General features: G+C 60.8%; 25 protein-coding genes and 1 pseudogene. 20 read left to right on the top strand and 6 right to left on the bottom strand.

Features of this window, described 5'->3' with window-relative positions:
* Positions 1 to 48: 48 nt before the first annotated feature.
* Positions 49 to 357, bottom strand: a complete 309-nt coding sequence (locus tag J3R84_RS20405; RefSeq protein ID WP_025429610.1) for a hypothetical protein — start codon at positions 355 to 357, stop codon at positions 49 to 51.
* A 431-nt stretch (positions 358 to 788) separates the two neighbouring features.
* Between J3R84_RS20405 and J3R84_RS20400 the strand changes: the two genes are divergently transcribed.
* From J3R84_RS20400 to J3R84_RS20385, 4 genes are all read left to right on the top strand, one after another.
* A complete protein-coding gene (locus J3R84_RS20400; RefSeq protein ID WP_203529785.1) occupies positions 789 to 2,396 on the top strand; it encodes a sensor histidine kinase in 1,608 nt (535 codons plus the stop codon).
* Complete coding sequence (locus J3R84_RS20395; protein ID WP_025429612.1) at positions 2,393 to 2,992, top strand: response regulator transcription factor; 600 nt, start codon at positions 2,393 to 2,395, stop codon at positions 2,990 to 2,992. Before J3R84_RS20400 ends, J3R84_RS20395 begins: the two co-directional genes overlap by 4 nt.
* A gap of 116 nt (positions 2,993 to 3,108) precedes the next feature.
* Complete coding sequence (locus J3R84_RS20390; protein ID WP_025429613.1) at positions 3,109 to 3,597, top strand: GlcG/HbpS family heme-binding protein; 489 nt, start codon at positions 3,109 to 3,111, stop codon at positions 3,595 to 3,597.
* 901 nt (positions 3,598 to 4,498) lie between these two features.
* Positions 4,499 to 4,759 carry a DUF1127 domain-containing protein gene (locus tag J3R84_RS20385; RefSeq protein WP_225906525.1) on the top strand — a complete coding sequence of 87 codons (261 nt, stop codon included), beginning with the start codon at positions 4,499 to 4,501 and terminating at the stop codon, positions 4,757 to 4,759.
* 171 nt (positions 4,760 to 4,930) lie between these two features.
* Here the strand turns inward: J3R84_RS20385 and J3R84_RS20380 are convergent, their stop codons facing one another.
* A complete protein-coding gene (locus tag J3R84_RS20380; RefSeq protein WP_113569710.1) occupies positions 4,931 to 5,734 on the bottom strand; it encodes an APH(3'') family aminoglycoside O-phosphotransferase in 804 nt (267 codons plus the stop codon).
* A 215-nt stretch (positions 5,735 to 5,949) separates the two neighbouring features.
* Here J3R84_RS20380 and J3R84_RS20375 point away from each other — a divergent pair, with 215 nt between their 5' ends.
* The 12 genes from J3R84_RS20375 (at position 5,950) to J3R84_RS20320 (ending at position 13,546) form a co-directional block, all read left to right on the top strand.
* Complete coding sequence (locus J3R84_RS20375) at positions 5,950 to 6,354, top strand: VOC family protein (RefSeq protein ID WP_203529786.1); 405 nt, start codon at positions 5,950 to 5,952, stop codon at positions 6,352 to 6,354.
* A 144-nt stretch (positions 6,355 to 6,498) separates the two neighbouring features.
* Positions 6,499 to 6,825, top strand: a complete 327-nt coding sequence (locus J3R84_RS20370) for an ArsR/SmtB family transcription factor (protein ID WP_025429617.1) — start codon at positions 6,499 to 6,501, stop codon at positions 6,823 to 6,825.
* Complete coding sequence (locus J3R84_RS20365; RefSeq protein ID WP_025429618.1) at positions 6,822 to 7,232, top strand: SRPBCC family protein; 411 nt, start codon at positions 6,822 to 6,824, stop codon at positions 7,230 to 7,232. The genes J3R84_RS20370 and J3R84_RS20365 overlap by 4 nt, the downstream gene beginning before the upstream one ends.
* A gap of 75 nt (positions 7,233 to 7,307) precedes the next feature.
* Positions 7,308 to 7,520: a hypothetical protein gene (locus J3R84_RS20360; RefSeq protein WP_203529787.1), complete on the top strand. Its 213-nt coding sequence runs from the start codon at positions 7,308 to 7,310 to the stop codon at positions 7,518 to 7,520.
* A gap of 11 nt (positions 7,521 to 7,531) precedes the next feature.
* Positions 7,532 to 8,011, top strand: a complete 480-nt coding sequence (locus tag J3R84_RS20355; RefSeq protein WP_025429620.1) for a DUF1801 domain-containing protein — start codon at positions 7,532 to 7,534, stop codon at positions 8,009 to 8,011.
* 173 nt (positions 8,012 to 8,184) lie between these two features.
* Positions 8,185 to 8,403 carry a hypothetical protein gene (locus J3R84_RS20350; protein ID WP_128090555.1) on the top strand — a complete coding sequence of 73 codons (219 nt, stop codon included), beginning with the start codon at positions 8,185 to 8,187 and terminating at the stop codon, positions 8,401 to 8,403.
* 83 nt (positions 8,404 to 8,486) lie between these two features.
* Positions 8,487 to 8,675: a hypothetical protein gene (locus J3R84_RS20345; RefSeq protein WP_057212641.1), complete on the top strand. Its 189-nt coding sequence runs from the start codon at positions 8,487 to 8,489 to the stop codon at positions 8,673 to 8,675.
* A gap of 425 nt (positions 8,676 to 9,100) precedes the next feature.
* Complete coding sequence (locus tag J3R84_RS20340) at positions 9,101 to 9,406, top strand: hypothetical protein (RefSeq protein ID WP_225906526.1); 306 nt, start codon at positions 9,101 to 9,103, stop codon at positions 9,404 to 9,406.
* Positions 9,407 to 9,507: 101 nt separating this feature from the next.
* Positions 9,508 to 9,891 carry a hypothetical protein gene (locus J3R84_RS20335; protein ID WP_025429624.1) on the top strand — a complete coding sequence of 128 codons (384 nt, stop codon included), beginning with the start codon at positions 9,508 to 9,510 and terminating at the stop codon, positions 9,889 to 9,891.
* 86 nt (positions 9,892 to 9,977) lie between these two features.
* On the top strand, positions 9,978 to 10,652 hold the full coding sequence (locus tag J3R84_RS20330; RefSeq protein WP_057212644.1) for a response regulator: 675 nt from the start codon (positions 9,978 to 9,980) through the stop codon (positions 10,650 to 10,652).
* A complete protein-coding gene (locus tag J3R84_RS20325) occupies positions 10,649 to 12,112 on the top strand; it encodes a sensor histidine kinase (protein ID WP_113569718.1) in 1,464 nt (487 codons plus the stop codon). Before J3R84_RS20330 ends, J3R84_RS20325 begins: the two co-directional genes overlap by 4 nt.
* Positions 12,113 to 12,304: 192 nt before the next feature.
* Positions 12,305 to 13,546, top strand: a complete 1,242-nt coding sequence (locus J3R84_RS20320; protein WP_113569720.1) for an adenylate/guanylate cyclase domain-containing protein — start codon at positions 12,305 to 12,307, stop codon at positions 13,544 to 13,546.
* A gap of 45 nt (positions 13,547 to 13,591) precedes the next feature.
* Here the strand turns inward: J3R84_RS20320 and J3R84_RS20315 are convergent, their stop codons facing one another.
* Together J3R84_RS20315 and J3R84_RS20310 are read right to left on the bottom strand one after the other, a co-directional pair.
* Positions 13,592 to 14,230 carry an alpha/beta hydrolase family protein gene (locus J3R84_RS20315; protein ID WP_113569722.1) on the bottom strand — a complete coding sequence of 213 codons (639 nt, stop codon included), beginning with the start codon at positions 14,228 to 14,230 and terminating at the stop codon, positions 13,592 to 13,594.
* A 357-nt stretch (positions 14,231 to 14,587) separates the two neighbouring features.
* Positions 14,588 to 14,917 carry a nucleotidyltransferase domain-containing protein gene (locus tag J3R84_RS20310; RefSeq protein ID WP_203529788.1) on the bottom strand — a complete coding sequence of 110 codons (330 nt, stop codon included), beginning with the start codon at positions 14,915 to 14,917 and terminating at the stop codon, positions 14,588 to 14,590.
* A gap of 105 nt (positions 14,918 to 15,022) precedes the next feature.
* Here J3R84_RS20310 and J3R84_RS20305 point away from each other — a divergent pair.
* Positions 15,023 to 15,441 (top strand): annotated as a pseudogene (locus J3R84_RS20305) (low affinity iron permease family protein).
* A gap of 39 nt (positions 15,442 to 15,480) precedes the next feature.
* Here the strand turns inward: J3R84_RS20305 and hutC are convergent.
* Positions 15,481 to 16,209: a histidine utilization transcriptional repressor HutC gene (gene hutC, locus J3R84_RS20300; RefSeq protein ID WP_113569726.1), complete on the bottom strand. Its 729-nt coding sequence runs from the start codon at positions 16,207 to 16,209 to the stop codon at positions 15,481 to 15,483.
* Between hutC and J3R84_RS20295 the strand changes: the two genes are divergently transcribed.
* The gene (locus J3R84_RS20295; RefSeq protein ID WP_025429632.1) at positions 16,099 to 16,380 is read left to right on the top strand and encodes a hypothetical protein; all 282 of its coding nucleotides are present in this window, start codon (positions 16,099 to 16,101) and stop codon (positions 16,378 to 16,380) included. The genes hutC and J3R84_RS20295 overlap by 111 nt on opposite strands.
* Positions 16,381 to 16,828: 448 nt before the next feature.
* On the opposite strand, the gene J3R84_RS20290 is transcribed toward J3R84_RS20295, so the two are convergent.
* Positions 16,829 to 17,008, bottom strand: a complete 180-nt coding sequence (locus tag J3R84_RS20290) for a hypothetical protein (RefSeq protein WP_025429633.1) — start codon at positions 17,006 to 17,008, stop codon at positions 16,829 to 16,831.
* A gap of 400 nt (positions 17,009 to 17,408) precedes the next feature.
* Here J3R84_RS20290 and repA point away from each other — a divergent pair, with 400 nt between their 5' ends.
* On the top strand, positions 17,409 to 18,605 hold the full coding sequence (repA, locus tag J3R84_RS20285; RefSeq protein ID WP_025429634.1) for a plasmid partitioning protein RepA: 1,197 nt from the start codon (positions 17,409 to 17,411) through the stop codon (positions 18,603 to 18,605).
* 3 nt (positions 18,606 to 18,608) lie between these two features.
* Positions 18,609 to 19,613 carry a plasmid partitioning protein RepB gene (gene repB, locus J3R84_RS20280; RefSeq protein ID WP_203529789.1) on the top strand — a complete coding sequence of 335 codons (1,005 nt, stop codon included), beginning with the start codon at positions 18,609 to 18,611 and terminating at the stop codon, positions 19,611 to 19,613.
* Positions 19,614 to 19,638: the final 25 nt, after the last annotated feature.

Raw genomic sequence — 19,638 nt, 5'->3', positions numbered from 1 at the left:
TACCCATTTCCGGACGGAAAACCGCTTCGCGCTTTTCCTGGAAATCCTCTAATGGCAGGCTTCCGGTGTGTGGGTCATCACAGCAGCCACGGCAGCAGTTGATCTCGTCGAGGACAGATGCACGAGCGTAATCCCCAGCTCGAGAAGAAGCTCGGCAGATTTGAGATCCTGCGTTCCGAGGTTGTCGGCATATCCGCGGATCGTACCTGCAACACACTTCGAGTTGGCGGCAAAACGGGCGTCGCCCAGGTCTTCGGCCTCTTCGGCGACAGCATCGAGCGCACCGGCGACCGTTTCGAGCATGCAGCACCGTTCGCGCATGCTCATGTCTTCAAGCGTTTTTGGGATCCCGACCATGTTATCTCCTTCGCGCCCGGCAGGATGAGCCGCGGCGCTGGTATCACGTTCGAATTCTGGTGTTGCACCTCATATGGAAATCGCAGCGGCTATAAGCAAATCATGCCGGCCATGCGGCTGCTGCATGGCACGCGCAGCAATTCAAAGTGCTACAGCGACCTTTGCGCGTCTAATAAGACGCGCGGCGCTGTGGGGCTGCAGCGGTGTGTGCCACCGCGCGTCAGGTTCCGCCAGGTTTCATCATCACGTGCGTGTGGTATGACGTCTCACGGCCCCAACGTTTTGGGGTCAATCATCAGATTGGGATGCGGTATCCGGCGAAGCAGAGACATGTTTGAATTGAGTGCTCATTTTACGCTGCGCGTGTTGGATCAGGCCGAAGACATCGGCAGCAGACCAGCCACGTCATCTTTGACGCTGGTTGAGTTTGAGTGAGCAACACCCTCTTGAAGTCCTGGTTGTTCGGCGTGGCGTTGTGGCTCGCTGCGGTCTCGGCATTTGCGCTCTATTCCGTCGAAGCGTCGCGGCAGCGGCTGACCGATGAACTGGCGGTGACGGGCCGGACCCTGCACCGCTTGATATCCCAGCGTGCCGCGCAGCACGACGCCCACATGACCAGCTTGATCGCATTAACCGGCGACACGGACCCCACACGATTGGACGCCACCCGGCAGGTGATGGAAAGTGTTGCGCGCTTCTATCCGCGCATCGCCTGGCTCGCGCTTGTTTCGCTCGATGACAAGGTCGGACAGCAAGGCGCCGCAACGGCACAAAGTGGCGGCGCACCTAAACTGTTGCTCGAAGTCCCCTCCGGCGGGGGCGAAGATCTTTCCCCGTTGCGCGACGCAATCACGCGACAACAGCGCGGCAAGGTCGGGGCCTATGTCGGCAGTAGTGGCCGGTATCTGCTGGCCAAGCGGGCACAGGCGCCTTCGAACACCGCGCTGGTGATTTCCATCGACGCGCGCCATCTGCTGGAGCAGGAGGAACAACCGCGATGGGCGCACGTCAGGCTTACGCTCAACGAGCAGCTGTTGCTCGACCTGCCGGCCGAGGATGCCGTCAGTGGCAACACATCTTTCGTCGTGCCCGCCCATTTCGAATCGACGATCGACAGTGAGAGCCAACGGATCTCGCTGTCACTCGACCGGCCAATGCCGACTGAGGCGCTCCTGCCTTTGAGACCGTTGATCGGCTTTGCGGCAATGGCCGGACTGGCGTCTTTCGCGCTGATGTTCGCATTGCGCCAGCGCGCCGCCGTCCAGAAATCCCAGAAGTCGACGCGAGAGGCCGAAGCCCGAGCGCTCTTGCAGGAGCGGCAGGCGCTGCTTGCTCATGCTTCGCGTGTCAACGCCATGGGCGAACTGGCGTCAGGCATAGCGCATGAACTGACGCAGCCCCTGACGGCGATGCTCAGCCGCAGCCAGGCAGCGCTCAGATTGGCCGGCACGGACAAGCCCGATATCGGGCTGATCTCGGAGGCACTTGAAGTCAATGTCCGCGAGGCGAAGCGTGCGGGCGAGATGTTGCGGCGGATGCGCGACTATGCCTCCAACCGTACACCGGAGCCTATCACCAGCGCGATCAACGGTATCGTTGCCGAAATCGCGGCCCTCACCGGCTCCGATCTTCAGCGACGCGGCATCCAGCTTAGCCTCGACCTGACGAAGGAGCCGCTTGCGGCCGACGTCGACCCGATTGAGCTGGAGCAGGTGCTGCACAATCTGATCCGCAACGCGGCCGACGCGCTGGAGGGCGCAGGGACCAAAGACGCGCAGGTCGAAATCGAGACACGAGCCATTTGCGACGAGGTAAAGATCATCGTGCGTGATAATGGACCGGGGATCGCCGCAAATGCTTTTCCCAAGCTGTTTCAACCGTTTTTTACGACCAAGCCCGATGGCATGGGCCTGGGGCTCTCGCTGTGTTCGACCCTGATCGAGCGCGTCGACGGCCGAATAGAAGCGGAAAATGCTGCAGATGGCGGGGCGTGGTTTACGATTACGCTGCCACGTGCGCAGGAACAGGAGCCGCAGTGAGCAAATACCGGGTCTATCTGATCGACGACGATGAGGCGGTACGGACAGCGATCGCCTTTCTGCTCAGCACCTATGGCATCAATGTCGAAACATTTGGCGATCCCCAGACTTTCCTGACGCATATCGATGAGGAGAAGCCGGGATGCCTTATCGTCGATCTGCGCATGCCCTTGGTTTCGGGGCTGCAACTGCACGCGAAACTGGCCGCGCGCGGCATTGATTGGCCGACGATCATGATCACCGGCCATGGCGACGTCGCAGCCTGTCGACGGGCGTTCAAGGCGGGTATCCAGGATTTCCTGACCAAACCGGTGGACGGCGAGGTGTTGGTGGAGGCGCTGCAGCAGGCATTCGCCAGCTTCGATGCACGGCTCGAAAAGCGCGAGGCACGACTGCAGCTCGCACGGCTGACCGAACGCGAGCGCGAGGTTCTCGATATGGTCGCCTTGGGTTGGGCAAGCAAGGAGATTGCGGCAGCGCTCAACATATCGGCACGAACCATCGATGCGCACCGGGCGAAGATAGCCGAGAAGCTTGGCACCAGTTCGGTGGCCGAGTTCGTGCGGCTAACGCTCGCGGATAAGGGACCGGCATAGGTTGTCCTACCTATGCCAGGTGGTGCCATCGCGGATTCTGCAGGCGGGGCCGATTGGATAGTTCTGGTTTCGGAAAAGCGAAACGCTTCCTCCGGAAAAAGGACAGGAACCACGCCATGATCAAGACCCTTCTCGCAACGGCTTCCGCGCTCGTCATCGTCAGCGGCACCGCCCAGGCCGAACTGCTGACCGAAAAGAATATCCCGTCGAACCTCGCCGTCGAGATCGCCACGAATGCGGTCCAGGCCTGCGCCGCCGACAAGCACAACGTGACGGCAGCAGTGGTCGATCGCGCGGGCGTGCTGCGCGCGCTCGTGCGCGCCGACAACGCCGGACCGCATACGGTTGAGGCGGCTCGCGCCAAGGCGTTCACGTCCGCATCCTCGCGCACACCGACCTCGAAAATGGCAGAGAACGTCGCCAAGAACCCGGCCGCAGCCGAGCTGGTCAACATCGAAGGCTTTCTCGTGCTCGCCGGTGGTGTACCGATCAAGGCCGGTGACGTCACGATCGGCGCAATCGGCGTGGGTGGCGCTCCTGGTGGCAATCTCGATGAGGCCTGCGCAGCGGCCGCGATCGAAAAGGCTGCCGGCCAGCTGAAGTAATTCAGAAGCATGTCGCGCAAAAAAGCCCAGCAGTTTTGCGCGACATGGAAAGACAAGGCGCAGAGCGCAGCGACTGAATTTTTGACATCGCGACGCGCTTAGGCGACCGCCGGTAGGACCCGCCCTTCCGGTGCGATCGGCGGCCTTTGCTCACACTCCTATGCATGGTCTCGGACAGGCTGGCATCGCTCGAACAGCGAAGCCGGCCTGGCCTGCCACTGTCTAGGCGCGGGTAACGGTCGCCATCCAATGCAGGGATCATCCCCCTGGGGTCCCGGCCGATAAATGCGGTCGCCATCAATCGGCCAACAGGTGCCACGCTCCGGAAAAGCACACCCGCCCAGACAAGCCTCGTCCTTCCGGTTTCACTAAGAAATTCGGCAAGCAAAGGCAGCGAGAAGAACGGCGGAACGCTTCCGCGATCACCGCTCCAGGCGACGGGCGCCAGCGGCCGTTAGCACAGAGACAGTCTTTGCGGCAGCAGCCTTGTCTCATAGAAACGGCAGAGCAAGCGTGCGCTGGTTTATCGATGCCCGGGCAACAGAACGGTGTTGCAACTCAGCAACATATCTCACATCAATATTTGCAATTCGAAATTGCGACTTGCGGAGAGAATACTCTCATGCGACGTTGCATTGTCGGCAACCCACACTATAGGAGGCGTGAGATGACATATACTCTCTTTAATATGCGCACTTCTGGTGGATTCGTTGCTGTGCTCGGGATGCATCTCGCATCCTGCGTCGACCCATCGGGTTCACGAAGCGCCTAAACGCTGACCTTCGACGGCTCGGCATTTCCCAACTGACCTAACGCTACCGGCCCACCGCGAGACCATTCGCGTCCAAGCCCAAATCAACTTTTAGAGGACCCGATCGCGTCGCAGCATCGGGATGAACACATGCGTGAAACATCATTTCCGGTTGTCGGCACCCTGCCGGCAGCCCTCGACGAACTATGCCGTACATTTGGCATCTGGAGAACAACAGCCGGCCTCGTCAGGGCAGCCTGGCGGCATCACCGACTGGTCAACCAGACAACCGGCCTCTCCAACCGGATGCGCCGCGATATCGGGCTTCCCGAAGTCGACGAACCGCCCGACGACCCCTGGATCGCTGCGTGGGGATCACCTCGGTGGGCCCCCACGGTTCTGATCAACTGAGGTGGAAGGCAACCGCCAAGCCCGACGGGCAAGACGGTTGTCGCCATAGCGCAACACGGGCACGATGCAAGTCGTGCCCGTGACCTTCCGCGTGGACGGCGACGAAGACATCATAGCCGCAAACAAGCCATCAGGCTCACGCTGGAACCGGCCCATCAACGGGTGGCGCCATCAGCCCCACGTCAGTGGATCGAGACGCAGGTAGAAATCGAGACGCGCACGATCGGGTGCTACAATTCCCAATGTATCAAACAGGATGGCAAAAGCCCGCTGCTCCTGATCCGGACTCGTCCAGCTTTCACGGGCGTTGGCTGTCATCAGCGCCAGATCGGCGTAGCGGTCCGCCGTTCCGAGACGACCGAGATCGATCATGCCGCTGCAGCGAAGGGTTCGAGGGTCGATCATGAAGTTCGGCATGCACGGATCACCGTGACAGACGACCCTGTCACCCGTTTCCTGCTCGAGGCGAACCGCAAGTTCGCGCTCCACGCGCGCCAAAAGGTCGTGGGCGGGTGTCTCCTGATCATCGACCGCAAGAAAATCGGCGTTCACGGCATCCCGGGCCACCACGTCCGCGGCGCGCGCGAACATGGGCGCCAGACCGCGGTCGAATGGGCATTGGCCGGCATCGAGCGCGTGGAGAGAGCCGAGTTGCCAGGCCATGGACGGCCAGGCCTCGAGTAGGTCGGCAGCCGAAAGATCCACTGCCGGGATGCCTTCGATTGCAGAAATGATCAGGCAGGCACCTTCGTCGGCAATGTGCCAATCAGTCACTTCAGGCGTCAGGATGCCTTTGCCCTGCAGCCACAGGAGCCGATCGCGCTCTCCGGAAAGCTCGGCCGACCGGGCCGCCGTCGCGACCTTGGCATAGGCTCGTCCGTCGCTGCGCTGATAGACGAAATCTCCGGACTCTCCCGTGACGACCGGCACCCATTCGAAGGGCGAACGCCCGAAAAATTCATGTGACAAACTCAATGCGAAGACTCCCGCGACCTCAAAAGTCGCTTGTGTTAGCTGGGTACCGCCAGCAAAGATTGCAACATCGTAGATCCGACAGATTAGACGCCGTCTGCTGCCTCATGCCCGGCCGCGCCGATCACCGATGGTGGCGTTCCACAGAACGCTGGCCGATGCTCGATCAAACTGACGCCGGCAACGCCGCGCACTTCCAGCACAGGACAGAGGGTAAAATGAACCAGGCGCTCGCACTCATCGCTATTGTTGTTCGAGACTATGACGAAGCGATCGATTTCTATGTGAACAAGCTGAAGTTCGCCTTGGTCGAGGACAGCTATCAACCGGAACAGGACAAGCGCTGGGTCGTCGTCAAACCGGTCGGCGACGGCAGCACCTCCTTGCTACTCGCCCGCGCTTCCAGTCCCCACCAGGAAAACTATATCGGCGACCAGGCGGGTGGCCGCGTCTTTCTCTTCCTGCGGACCGATGACTTTGTGCGCGACTACGCCGATCTGGTGGCACGCGGCGTCGAATTCGTCAGGGAACCCAAGGATGCACCCTACGGGACCGTCGCGGTCTTCAAGGATCTCTACGGCAACCTTTGGGATCTTGTGCAGTTTACGGATGGCAGGCCCTGAGGCCCTCGAGCACGAAGGGTTCCAACGCCACGGACTTCCGCAAGGTTTGCCGCTGTACCTAACGTCGACGACGTCAGAACCGGGCTTGACTACCCATAGCTCGGCGGTTATTGATCCAATCCATAGCCAACGAGTTATTGAATTGTGACGCCACAGCCGCACGAGATCCTGTTCAAAACCCTTGCCGATCCGACGCGACGGGCGCTCTTTGAGCGGCTGTGCCGCGACGGCGACCAGACGGTCGGGGCACTTACGGCGCACGCCGGGATATCGCAGCCTGCCGTTTCCAAACATCTCGGGATCCTGAAGCGCGCCGGCCTGGTGCAAGATCGGCACGAAGGCCGCCTGACCCACTATAGCGCGCAGCACGGCGCGCTTGACCCGTTGATCGGCTGGGCAAACCAGATGGCCGGGTTCTGGCACAACCGCTTCGACGACCTCGAAGACTTGCTCAAAAGGATGGACCAATGACCGAAACATCAACCGAAACGCTCACCGTCATCGTCGAACGGGAGGTACCCTATCCGGCGGAGAAGATCTGGCGCGCGCTCACCCAGCCTCACCTGATCGAGGAGTGGCTGATGAAGAACAATTTCAAGCCAGACCGTGGGCACCGCTTCAATCTGACTGCCGACTGGGGCGCCGTCGACTGTCAGGTGCAGGCGGTCGAACCCAACAAATCGCTATCCTATAGCTGGGACACCAAGGATCTGAAGAGCCTCGTGACCTGGACGCTCACCCCGACGGGCGCCGGTACCCGGCTGCGCATGGAGCAGTCCGGTTTCCGGCCAGATCAGCAGCCGTACTATCAGGGTGCAACGGCCGGATGGCCGAGATTCCTTTCGGCGCTCGAGGCGGTCCTGGGCCGGATGGACTGAAGACCAACCCTTTCTTTGAGTTCGCGCCACGCGGATCGCCCGATCCGTTGCGGCTGGTATTGTGAGGAGGTGCCAATGAACTGGAACAACTGGATTCGTCAAATTCACCGCTGGACGTCGCTTGTCTTCGCAGTGGTGGTCGCCGCCATCTTCATCGCCTTGGGCGTAGGCAAGCAGCCCGCCGAATGGGTCTATTTCCTACCCCTGTTCCCACTCGCCATTCTCGTGCCCACCGGTCTCCACATGTTCGTGCTGCCTTACCTTAGCGGGCGACGCACCGCCGGATAGGAGAAAGCGCGATGGCCAGCAAGACATCCAAGAAGCCGGCGGCGGCAAAGGCAGACAAACCACGCGCCGCGGCACCGGCTCAGGCCGGCGACGTGCCCCTGCTGTCCGGTGGCAACCCGCAGATCGCCAAGGGCTATGGCGACGCCCCCGTCCAGGCCTATATCACCGCGATGCCGGGCTGGAAGAGCGATGTCGGCCGGCGCCTCGACGCGCTGATCGAACGCACAGTCCCCGGCGTCTACAAGGCCGTCAAATGGAACTCTCCGCTCTATGGCATTGAGGGTGAGGGCTGGTTCCTCGGCATCCATGTCTTCACGAAGTACGTCAAGGTGGCGTTCTTCCGCGGCTCGTCTCTCAATCCGATGCCGCCCGGCCAGTCGAAGCACAAGGAGGTTCGCTACCTCGACATTCGCGAAGACGACCAACTCGATGAAGAGCAGTTCACCGACTGGGTAGGGCAAGCCAGCCAACTGCCCGGCGAACGCATGTGACGGCCATGAGGCTGCGTGGCCCGACTCCGCCGATCTTCGGCAGTTCACCGCGCGCGTTAAAGGTTCATTAAGCATAGCTTGAATCGGGCCGCCCGATGCACTTGGGGACGCGCACAGCTTCACCTAAGTACACGCTCCTCACCCGATGCTGGGTGATTGAATGGAGTGACATGATGTCAATGGAAAATGAGGCAGCCGCCCAGGCGCTGGCGCTCGACCGTTCGGTCAGCGATGCCGAAATCAGTATCGCCATCTCCCACGCACAGAACGCGATCGAGGCCGCGGGCGAGACCCAGTCTCCGGGGCTTCGCCGCGCGATGCAGGTCAAGGATGCACTCGAAGGCGCTCTGCGTATCCGCGGTCGGACCACCGGCCGGCCGGTGAACGGATGAATTCCGTAGGTCCCATCCACGGCGGTCCGTTCAAGATCACCGCGCGCGCCCGATAGGTTCCGCACCGCCAAACAGGATTCACGATGCAGCTGATGTCCATGCCGGTTGTCGCCGGCATATCCCTGGGCGTTGCGATCATCACGATCTTCTCCCAAAAGCACCGTGGCAAAGCCGCCGGCGAAAGGGCGCTCGTCTCCCTCGGAAGCTTTCTCGCGAGCCTTCTTGTGCTGTTCATTCTCAACTTCGCGATCTTCTGCGTCCAGCAATCCTAATGCACGTCCGATCGAATCTGTTGAGCGATGCCGGCCGTATCATGTCGCGCAAAGACATGTGCGGCGACACCAGCGCCGCAAACAGCCCTGATGGCGTCCCGTCAACGTCGCGCGCCAAGGCCACGAGGCCACTTGGCCCGTTGACACGGATGTTATGCAGCACCGCGCTTTACGGTTTCCTTATTCCCAAACTCCCTCTTCCCAAGCGATTTTCTATGCACGCTTGGGCTAAGTGTTGCCGCGCCCCGACGCGTGATCAGTCGGTGCGCCAATGAAATATCGGCCGAGGCAGCGCTCGAACGCCACTGCCATGCTTGCGCCGCTTTCGGGTGGCTTGAGACGCCGGCCCCCTTTCCTTTGCGGCGTCACGGCCAGCAGCGATGCCTCAAGGAGCAAACGACAGATCCTATGACGAGTATCAGACGATGAAGATGAGAAACGCATTCAGGCTTGCGCCAAAACAGAGCCGGAGATTGCCCACCGAGTATTTCATTCTGGCGAATGTGCGTTTCGAAGGGCAGGTCGTCGGATACCTCGCCGGACGGCCAATCCGCGAAATAGCGACCGACGGCGGCGGGCTTCGATACCAGTTCGTCGGCGTCGCCGCGCGCAACGTTGCCGGAGGTCCGGACGTACAGTCGCTGCGCAAGGGCGAATGGATCGTTCAACCGGGGCTGGTCTATGCCAGTATCGGCGACGACGTCGTCGCTTCTGCAGACCGCGCCGCCTGACACCGGTCGAAGTGTCGGGGAAGCTATCGAATAGGACCGCAATGTCTATGTAATCTTGGCAGATTAGCTCCGGGGTAGACAATTCGAACCCGGGATCGAACATGCCCTTTTGCAAAGCGCGCGGCACCTTCGCCGCCATCGCTATCACCGCAGCCCTCATTCTGACCGGCTGCGCCTCCACCGTGATGAAGAACTATATCGGCCAGCCGGTGGAATCGGTCGTCATCGACTACGGACCGCCGACCGCCGTTCTTGACCTCGGATGGGATCAGCGCGCCTACCAATGGCGCAAGATCTCCACCAACGTCGTTTCCGGCTCGACGAGCGGTGAGATTCGCGACACGCGGCGCGGCCAGCGCTATGAAGAGACCGTAACGCCGGGCTATGTCGAGGAGCAGGAGTGCTTCTATACATTCTACGCCCGACAGCAGGGCGGCCGCTGGTATGTGACGAACTTCCGTCAACCGAAGCTCGAATGCGAGTGAGCGCTTCAACTCGCCCCGATTTGAGAAATGATGCATTCGATACCGCGGCTCCGGCGCTTTCGGAACCGCATTCAGGAGAGATCGGCATGCGCATCCTGCTGCTAGAGGACGAGCCCGAAATGGCGTCGGCCCTGAAGGCCGCGCTCGAGCGTCGGCAGGTGATCGTCGATCATGTTTCGACGCTCGCCGACGCAGAGGCCGTGGTCGAGCTCTGGTCGTATGACGTGATCGTGCTCGACCGTCGCCTTCCCGACGGCGAAGGCCTCAGCCTTATTCCGAAGCTGCGCGCGCTGCGCGTCGAAGCACCCATCATGATGTTGACGGCGCTCGGCGCCATCAACGACCGCGTCGCAGGTCTCGATGGCGGTGCCGACGACTATCTCGCCAAACCGTTTGCGGTCGAGGAACTGATGGCGCGCCTTCGTGCACTTGGTCGCCGTCCCGTCACGCTCAAGTCCGACCAGATCATGGTTGGCCGCTTGACCTACGATTTCCGCCATCGCGAAGCGGTCGTCGACGACAAGCCGCTCGACCTTCTGCGGCGGGAAAGGCTGGCGTTGGAGGCGCTTATGCGCCGCCCGGGCCGCACGGTCCTGCGCGCAACGCTGGAAGATTCCGTCTATGCCATGGAAGACGAGATCGATTCCAACGCGCTCGATTCCCACCTTTCGCGGCTGAGACGAAAGCTCGAAGAGGTCGCTGCCGGCGTCGAGATCAGGGCAATCCGCAACCTCGGCTATCTCCTGCGCGCAACGGCATGAGAAAACCTCGCTCGCTTCAATGGGTCCTGGTGCGCCGCCTGATCCTGCTGCAGGCGGCAACGTTCGTCGCCTTCATCGCCCTGCTGGCTGCGATCCTGACGATCGCCCAGCCTCGGCTGATCATCGACAACGAGGCGGCCATCAAGCACCTGTCCGAGGCGGTGGCGCACGACAAGAGCGGCGGCCTCATTGTGCGCGACACCGAGGAGCTTCGTGCGTTCCGGGAAGACTTCCCCAATCTCTGGTTCATCATCCGCGATGCCGACGGGCATGTGGTCGAGCAAGGCAGCATTCCGGCCGCCTATGAAGCGGCTGGTGGAGAGTTGTTGAAGAATATCGGCCGCGCGACGCTGCGGTTCGATCAGGGCGACCTTCGACCGGAAGCCGCCCTTGCCAATGTCGACACCGATGTCGGCCGAGTGCAGATCCTTGCCTCCTCGATCTCGTCGCGCGACGAGAACGATGGGCTCGAAGTCGAGATCAACGTGAACGCCGAGATGGCAAAGGATGCCAATGGCAATCCGGACTGGCTTCGCGTGCTGCCGGTCCTGGCGCTGCTTATCCTTTGCCTGCTGCTGCCGATCATCCTGGTGATGGGCGTCGCCACGTTGGTCACCACGCCGGCCGTTGTGCGCCGCTCGCTTGCCGGTCTCGTTGCGACAGCGGATCAGGCCGGGCGGATCGATATCGACAATCGCGCGGTGCAGCTCGAAACCGCCCAGGTGCCGACGGAAATCGCGCCGATGGTGCATGCCTTCAACAACGCGCTTTCTCGTCTGGACGAGGGTTACGACCAACGCAATCGGTTCCTGACAGACGCGGCCCATGAATTGCGCACGCCGATCGCCATCCTTCGCACCCGCGCCGAATTGCTGCAGGAAGATCCGCAGAGTGCGCGGCTGAGGAAAGATATCGAGCGGCTGTCGCATCTGGCCCAACAGCTTCTGGAACGCCAGGTACTTGAGCACGGCAGCGGCACCCGCGAGGTCGTCGACCTTGTGGCGCTCGCCAAAACGTTGGCCGCCGACTTCGCGCCGCTCGCCTTCGAGGCCGGCTACGAACTGGCCTTCGAGACGAATGCGACGCGGCCGGTGCCGGTCAGCATTCATGTTCAGCAAATCGAGCAGGCGGTCGCCAATCTCCTGCGCAACGCCGTCGAGCATGGCGCCAATTGCGGAACGATCACTGTACTGGTCGACGCCCGCGGCGGGATCGAGATCCATGACGAGGGTCCCGGTATTCCCGAGGACGAGCGAGACCGCGTCTTCGAACCCTTCTACCGCCTGCGCCCGCGTTCGAGCGGCGCTGGCCTCGGGCTCAATCTGGCCCGCGAAATCGCCCGGCTGCATGGCGGTCGTATCGATATCCTCTACGGTTCGTGGTCCGGCGCGCGGATCAGGCTGCAATTGCCGGTGGTCGACGGGCATCACCTCGCGGCGCTTTCGACCACCTCCGCCTGAACAGCACCGGGCGGAAGTCGGTCGGTCGAACAAGGCGTCAACGGCTTTGCAACTTTTCAGATCACTTTTCGCCTTAGCCCTTATCAACGGTCGGCCGATGGTCCACATATGTCTCGGCGTTTCGAGGTCAGCGTTCTCCGGAGCTTCCGCTTCGAGAGCAGCAAGGCCGTCAGAACAGAGTGGAGAATTGCGATGCAGACTTCATCCGAGGCAATGGCCGGACCGCTGCACGACAGCGGCGCCCGTCCCATCGACAGCAAGGGAATTCTCGACTGGCTGATCATGGAGACCCGTGACCAACGCTTCATCGACAATATTTTCGTGGATCTGTGCGAACGACTGGTCCAGGCCGGCGTTCCGCTCGCGCGGGCCACCCTGCATTTCCGGATCCATCACCCGCAGTGGCTCGGCGCCCGCATCCTTTGGCGCAAGGGCCTGACGGAGGCGGATATCCGCATGTTCGATTATGGTGTCGAAGACACGACGCAGTATCTCAACAGCCCGCTCTATGCCGTCAACAACGGCGCCAGCCAGGTTCGCAAGAATCTCGAGGCGGCAACCGACGATGAGGTGCCGAACTCGCTCTATGAAGAACTCCGTGCCGACGGCTTCACCGACTACGTCGCCTTGCCGCTGGAACACACGCTCGGCAAGCGCCACGTGGTGACCTTCGCCAGTGATCGCGAGGGCGGCTTCGAGACTGTTCATCTCGAGGTTCTCACCAGTCTGTTGCCGGTTCTGGCCCTTGTCAGCGAAATCCGGCTGAAGAACCGGATGGCGCGAACGTTGCTGGAAACCTATGTCGGGCCGCATGCAAGCGAGCAGATCCTTGCCGGTGCGACGACACGGGGGAGCGGCGTGACCGTCAACGCCGCGATCCTGATCTGCGACCTTCGCGACTTCACCAAACTATCCGACCTCTGGCCGCGCGATGATGTGATCGAGTTACTCAACGGTTATTTCGATGCCATGTCCGAGCCGATCGAGCGGCATGGTGGCGAGATCCTGAAATTCATGGGCGATGGCCTGCTGGCGATCTTCCCGCTTAGCAATCCGCGGGCCTGCGAAAACCTGCTGCAGGCAATCGGCGAGGCGGAGGTCGCGATCGCTACCCTGAACCAGGAAAATCTGGCAAGGGGGCGCGAGGCCCTCGGCTACGGCATCGGGGTTAACGTCGGCGATGTGATGTACGGCAACATCGGCTCACGCCGTCGGCTCGATTTCACGGTGATCGGACCGGCCGTCAATATCGCTTCACGCCTCGAGAACCTGACAAAGCAGGCGAAGCGCCCGGTGCTACTGTCACGCGCCTTCGTCGAATTGGCGGGACGCACGCGCGACATGGAGCATTTGGGCGCCTTTCCCGTGAAGGGCCTCGACGATCCAATCGACGTCTTCGCATTTTCGTCCAGCACCGCTCAAGCGGCGGAATGATCGGTGCAGCGTCTCGATTTTTGGTAATCGGACGGGCGCGGCCGTTTACGGCAACCGCTCGCCGACCCAACGCGCGACGGTCTGCGCCATCGTTTTCAGATGATCTGCAGCAGAATAGCCGGAGATCGTCTTGCGCGGCTTGAGATCGTGGTCGCCATCTTCGAGCCACAGGATTTCTATGGCACCGGACAGGGGATATCCGGGGACCTCGTCGCGCGTGCCGAATTCATCGCGCGTGCCCTGGCAGATCAGCGTCGGCGTCTTCAACTCTTCGAGGTGTTTGGTGCGCAACTGATCGGGCTTTGCTGGCGGGTGGAAGGGATAGCCGAGGCAAAGCAGGCCGATGATTTTGCCTTCGGCATAGAGCTCGTCGGCAATCATGCTGGCGACGCGCCCACCCATCGATTTGCCGCCGATCAGCAACGGGCCGGCTGCACCAAGGGCCACTACCGCGGCCCTGAACTCCGGATTGAGCGTCTCGGCACGCGGCGGCGGTTTGCGGCCGCCTGACCGACGCACCGCCATGTAGTCGAATTCGAACCGCGCCACACGAAAGCCTTCGGCAGCCAGCGCTTTGGCGGAAGCAGTCATAGAAGCCGAATCCATCGGCGCACCGGCGCCATGCGCCAGCAAGATGGTCACGGGTGCATTCTCTGGCCCATCAAACAACATGGTCTTTTCCATCTCGACACCATCCGGCGTACCCGCCAATGAAATACTGACTTTTATGCTGCGCCAGCGTCTTTTGGTCGACGCGGCTCGTGGGTCAACGTGTTTCTACTGCATGTTTCCATAAATCCTATCCGCTTTAAGGATAAAAACATGCACCAATTGAAAGCGCTACAGCGCCGTGAGCCAGGGGTGCAGCGTACCATAACGATTGCCGCAACCAGTCGCGCTGCAACGCGCTCAATAGCGGTAGGCAGGCCTCGAAATCGAACTCGTCTTTTTGTCGGGGCGTTTTTGCCTTGTAGAACAACTGGACCTCAACAGCGAGGAACGGTGGATTCCCGCCCGCCGCCATCGCGCTGATCGGCCGGGTCACCAGAGGATTTCGGCGCGAACGCCAGCTTTCCCCATTAACCAGACATCGTTTACCGTTTTCGGCAGGCTTTCCGTTTCGCTCCACCGGCGCAAATGCCCCGGCGGATCCGCAGCCCAGCAATCCCATTGCCGAAGAAAGGAACGAACGTGCGCGCTGTCTCTCTGCAGCACGAGGATATCGATGTCGCCGTGACTGCGAAAAGGGCGACCGACGAAATGCTCGATCGCATACCCACCAGCGATCCACCAGGGAAAGGGTGCGGGCGCGAAGAGTACCGCGATGTCTTCGGGCAACAGCGGCTCCCACGGTTTTTCATGTTCCTTCATCCGCAGATCATTCCCGTCTTGCTATTCTGGCCGCTGTGACACTGAACGAAACTTTCTTCGTGACTTGCCTGTTAAAGAACAGTTGAAAGCCGTTCAGGTGCTCAGATGTCCGGCAAGATCGATGCCTTTTCCCGATTTGCCAATGCCGTTTCGAAACAGTCCGGCAAGCCAGGCACATTCGCATTCGCAGTCGGTGCCGTTCTCCTGTGGGCGGCCACAGGTCCGATCTTCGATTTTTCCGAGACCTGGCAATTGGTGGTGAACACGGCGACGACGATCCTTACATTCCTGATGGTCTTCGTCCTTCAGAACTCTCAGAACCGCGACAGCGCCGCCCTTCAGGCCAAACTCGACGAACTGATCCTGACCAGCTCGGCCGAAAACGAATTGAGGAACATGAGCTGGAACGACTGACGGAACTCCTGAAGCAGCATGCGCGAGATGCGCGCGATCACGCGCTTCACCAGAAAATTTCAAATGCCGTCGGCAAGAAACGCAAACGGCGAGCCGACCCAGCGGCGTGAGACAGCGCGTCGTGTCGCGGCAACCGTGCGGCGCTCGATCTAACCGAGCGGGCTCGGCGCAAATTGCGCCACCAATTCATGTCGATCACCCGGATAAGTCAATCGCACATGGGTGACCGGGGCGCGACCGCTCCAGGTGCGCCGCTCGATGACGAGACAAGCGGCGCCTGTCGAAATGTCGAGCGCCTGCGCCGCGTTGCGTCCTGCCGCCACGGCCCGGATGCGATGTTCGGCCGTACTCCACGGCACCTTTCCGAGCAGCCAGGAACCGGGCGCTGACGTCTCGAAAAGCTCTGTCTCGGCTTCGGGAACAGCCGCCAGGCTGATAAGCCGCTCCTCGAAACAGAAGGGGCGACCGCCGGCGAAATGCCGGCAACTCACTTCGAGCAGTCTTGCAGACGGCGGCAGGTCGAGCCGACCGGCATCGCTGCCCTCGGCCTTGCGGATGCTGCGTTCATCCAGCTGAAAACTGTAATCCAGTCCAAGGGACTGAACCTCCAGTTTCACATCGTGGATTTCCATCACCGCCGACTGCACATGCGGGAAAGTGACGTAGCTCCCCGACTTGCGCCGCCGCTCGATCAGTCCGCGTTTGACCAGTTCGGTCAGCGCCTTGTTCACGGTCATGCGCGAACAGCCATATTGCTCGGTCAATTCATGCTCGAACGGGATGCGATGTCCAGGTGGCCACGCGCCGGAAAGAATGTAACCTTCCACATCCCCGAGGATTCTCTGGTGCAACGAAAGCGACTGGGGCTGGTTGCCCACTTCGTCGGCTGGCTGATCGCTCGGAATGTCGGCACCCTCAATGGTTTGCTATTGCCGGCAAGCTTAAACATTTCCCGGCGCCGCGACAGCCCTCCCCTCGCCCTTTCCCGCTTTTTCGCCAAAGCTTCCTCGGCCCTCGGGTTACGCGACGGGTGGCTGCAGCTTATGTAAGCGGCGCACGCACTTCCAACCGCGGACGCAAATCCTCGCGACACAGCTAACGGCAGCACCAATGACGCTTGCCGAGATCAGCCTCACTTCGGCGGCGTCCACCCCAAGCTGGGCGATAACTGCCCCGCGGCTCGCCCATTCCGGCGCCGGCCCCCACCATACTAACTTATTGTAATTTATGGATTTATTTCCGAGCTCAACATTATTCTGAAGTCGAGCGTTCATCCGTTGCCGCCGAGTTGGCTCAATATCGCTCTTCGACAAGAAGAGCGCGGGCGGTTGACAGCTGTCAACGTTGACGGCCAATCATTTTGGGCGCGTCATAAGCTCCCTGTTTCGCAACGAGGAGACGCAATCAAAAGAAGGTCCAGCGGCAAAGCGGCGTTCGGGCCGGACCCTGTGCGACGGCTGCATTGGCCACCGCACATTTTGGGCAACCAGGGTCGTATCAATAAAACAGATGCCAGGGCGTCAGGAAGGCGCGGGCCCATTCCTGATCGCGCTCGCGCTCACGATCGTCAGCCGGTTCGTGTGGCGTCAATTCAATGCGCGGCTTTACCGACTGCACGACGGCCTTCGGCGCTGGCGGCTCGAGGTAACCAAGTGTCATCCCGCCGAGATAGAACATGCTGCATCCCTTCCAGTCCACCTGACATCATCGTCATCGCACCACGATCTTGCCACAATTCAACTCGCTGTCAATAGTCGACTAAATCCATATTTAATAGCCACAGTTTGCGATGGAGCATCAAGGCAGCGTTCTTCTCCCCCTCGGCTGCAAAACAGGTGCGCGCGCCGTTCGCGGGGAGCTGTAGTTGCTGGTTGGAATCGGGCCGACATGTTAACAACCTGGTCGGCCGTCGCACGAGTTGTCCGCGGACAACTGGCCCATTGCGCGCCCTCCGTTGCTTGAACCGGCAACACGGCCATTCGGCTATCCATTTGTACATTCAGGCCGAATCGGATCATAGTGCATCTGCGCATATTGCCTCGATATGACAATATTTGCGCAGTTTTTGGAGAACTCGATGTTGCAGCAGAAAATCCACGGCCTCGATGTACAGGAGCATTTGCCAACGCTCCTGGCTGCCGATGCCATGGAACTTGCGCACCAACTCCAGCAGCATCAGAAGAAAATCTTCCCGCCGCAAGCGCAAAAGACGTTGCGACTTTTCAGTCCGGCCGAGGCGGCCGCCTTTATCGGGATCGCCGAAGGCTACCTGCGCCAGATCGCCTCGGAGGGCCATGGGCCCGAGCCGTTGCCGAATGGACGCCGCATGTATGCGATCTCGGATATCGAGCGCATTCGACGTGTTCTCGACGAAGGTGGCAAGTCGGGAAAATACATTCCGCATCGCCGCGGCGACGAGCGGCTGCAGGTCATCTCGGTCATGAACTTCAAGGGCGGATCGGCGAAGACGACGACCTCGGCGCATCTTGCGCAATACCTCGCACTTCGCGGTTATCGCACGCTGGCGATCGATCTTGATCCGCAGGCTTCACTTTCGGCCCTGTTCGGTCACCAGCCGGAACTGGACGTTGGCGAGGCGGAAACGATCTATGGCGCCATTCGCTATGAGAACCCTCGCCCGATCGCAGAGATTGTCCGTTCCACCCATTTGCCCAATCTGCATTTGATCCCCGGCAACCTCGAACTGATGGAATTCGAGCACGAAACGCCGAAGGCCATGACCAGCGGTTCGGCGGAAACCATGTTCTTTGCGCGTATCGGCGACGTGCTGGCCGATATCGAGAGCTTTTACGACATCGTCATCATCGATTGCCCGCCGCAGCTTGGCTTTCTCACCATGTCGGCGCTGTGCGCGGCGACATCGGTGCTGATCACCGTGCACCCGCAGATGCTCGATGTCATGTCCATGTCCCAGTTTCTCTCGATGACCAGCGAATTGATGCGCGTCGTCGAGAACGCCGGCGGCCGGACCAGCTATGACTGGATGCGCTACCTCGTCACCCGGTTTGAGCCCAATGACGGTCCGCAAAGCCAGATGACCGGTTTCATGCGCTCCATTTTCGGCAACCGCATGCTGCACAACGCCATGGTCAAATCGACGGCCGTATCCGACGCCGGCGTGACCAAGCAAACACTCTACGAGGTGGAACGCTCGCAGTTTGTCCGCGGCACCTATGACCGCGCGATGGATTCCCTGACGCTCGTCAATGGCGAGATCGAGGACCTCCTGCGCAAGGTGTGGGGAAGGAAGTAACCCATGGCCCGCAAGAACCTGATCGGTGTTTCAGACAGTCATGCTGCAGATGGCGAGGATAATCGTCCGCTGGCCGGACGGCCGATCATCGGCCTCGATCCCGGCCAGCGACCACGCGGCCCGATCGGCGGCATCACCCGGTCTCTGTCGAACATCACGCAGAAGGTGGAGCGAGCTCAAGAACTTGAACGCCAGCTTGCAGAAGGCCTGGCGGTGATAGAGCTCGACCCGGATCTGGTTGACGTTTCCTTCGTCGTCGATCGCCTCGGCGTCGCGGCCGATGTCGAACGCTCGCTGCTCGAACAGATCCGGGATCACGGACAACAGGTGCCGATCCTCGTGCGCCCGCATCCCAACGAGGACGGGCGTTATCAGGTCGCTTACGGCCATCGTCGTCTTGCCGCCACGCGTGAGCTTGGCAGCAAGGTCAGAGCTGTCGTCCGCGACCTCAGCGACGAACAGCTGGTGATTTCGCAAGGGCAGGAAAACAACGCTCGGACGGACTTGTCCTTCATCGAGCGGTCGCTGTTCGCCACCCGTCTCGAAGACCGCGAATTCTCGCGTGACGTCATCATGTCATCGCTTGGCGTCGACAAGGCGGCCCTGTCGAAGATGATTGCGATCGTGCGCCGGCTACCCATCGATGTGATCGAGGCAATCGGTGCCGCGCCGGCCATCGGACGGCGGCGCTGGGCGGAGCTTGCAGAGCTTGTTGAGAACGACGATGCGCTCATCAAGACCAACGCGTTCTTAGGGCGCACTGAATTCCTGGCAAGGGAGAGCGATCAACGGTTTGAGACGCTGTTTTCCTTCCTGAGCACTGTGAAGGCCCGGAGCCAGGCAGTTCCTTGGGTGGCGCCAGATGATACGCGCCCGGTGCGCATTCGAGAAACAAACAGCGAAACGACGCTTTCCTTCAACAAGAAGGTCGCGCCCGGTTTTGCAGATTTCGTGAGGCAGAGGCTCAAATCTCTGTACCTCGAATATCAAGAGGAAACAGGAGACTAACAGAGCAAAAGAAAAAGGCTTCCGA

This window comes from Ensifer canadensis, assembly GCF_017488845.2.
Classification (GTDB): Bacteria; Pseudomonadota; Alphaproteobacteria; order Rhizobiales; family Rhizobiaceae; genus Ensifer; species Ensifer canadensis.
Note: the sequence above shows the minus strand (reverse complement) of the source record. Positions and strands in the feature narration are given on the sequence as shown.